The sequence below is a fragment of the Vibrio sp. OPT46 genome (assembly GCF_015163535.1).
GTDB classification, from domain to species: Bacteria; Pseudomonadota; Gammaproteobacteria; order Enterobacterales; family Vibrionaceae; genus Vibrio; species Vibrio alginolyticus.
On record NZ_JADDYG010000183.1, the window covers coordinates 37744 to 38972 of the forward strand.

2 protein-coding genes are annotated in these 1229 nt (G+C 41.5%); both read right to left on the reverse strand.

All coding sequences use genetic code 11. The features are described from left to right. The coding region (locus IQR33_RS08595; RefSeq protein ID WP_193843629.1) for a type VI secretion system baseplate subunit TssG at positions 1 to 528 on the reverse strand (528 nt) is incomplete at its 3' end. Beyond that, the coding region (locus IQR33_RS08600; protein ID WP_193843630.1) for a type VI secretion system baseplate subunit TssF at positions 525 to 1229 on the reverse strand (705 nt) is incomplete at its 5' end. The genes IQR33_RS08595 and IQR33_RS08600, both read right to left, overlap by 4 nt.

Sequence of the window (1229 nt, forward strand, 5' to 3'; positions counted from 1 at the left end):
CAGTCCACCTTTACTTCTCACTGGTGAAGCAAACACACCACCATAGTGCCGGGACAGTGAACTCCCTTTCCCAGTTAATGCCGATTTACAGCTTTCTAACGGCGAACGCGCGCCCTGCGCATGCGCACGAGACTGAACAGTCAGCTGACTCAGTTGCCAACATCGATAATAAAGAGATAATAAGCGATGATTGAAAATATCGTAGAAGTCCACCATAGCCGTATCGCCTTCTTTTTGGCGATGTAAAGCTAATTCACTATAGTGCTGGGGAAGCACACCTTGCTCACCCGTTAGGCCTATTAAATTGGTCTCAATCTCTAACTTGCTGTCATCTATATTTTTCAGTTCACAAAGCTGAGCATTTTCAAAACCTAATGATGGATTAACCTTTAAGTTTAGCTTTTCATGCTTCGGTAACGCATCTGTTCCTATTTGCGCCTCTGCTTGCAGAACTTCGTGTTCAATAAGATGAATCGCTTCAAACAATGGATGTTGCTTTAATTCTCGATAAAATTGTTCCGCGCTCATAGCAACACCTTATCGCCAGTTAATGCGGGCCATAGGTGGAAAGACTTTCCCGTGGACTTAAGTCTTATTTCTAACTGCGTAAAAATGTTAATTTCAGCATATTGCGAGAAGTAAACAGATAAAACACTACCTAAGAGAAAGATCTGCTCTTTAGGTAAAATTTGATCAGAAACCGTCAAAATAATTTTTATACCGTGCGCAAATCCAACTTTGCCTTTCTGACTAATTCTTCCTGTAGTCGGCTCAAACTCTAACTTAGTTAAAGCATCGATTACCGCTTTCGTTTCTGCTGTCCCAGAAAATGCATAGAGATTAAGGGTCTGCTTCAAAGTTGCTAAACCATCTTCCTCGGTAAAATGGTTTAAAGTTAAAAGCTTAGTTAACTGCCATCGTGTGCTTTCATCCATTTCTGGCCGAATAGTTTCTGATAAAGAAACTAAACAACGAACAGATTCGAAATTGTCATTTACCTCCGGTAAAGATACTTGCGGCAGCCCACCTCCAAATGGAAGTTTCTGCGCTAAGTTGCGGTTACAGCACTCAGCTTCCACGTACATTAACCAGTTTTCCCGGCTATCCGGGCTGAACAATTGATGTTTTTTATCAACAAAAGAAATGTAAGTTTCTCTACCTGGCTCATCATACCCACCAGCCCAGTTCTTATCCTCACGTCTCATCAACCAATAAATCTCACTAGTGTT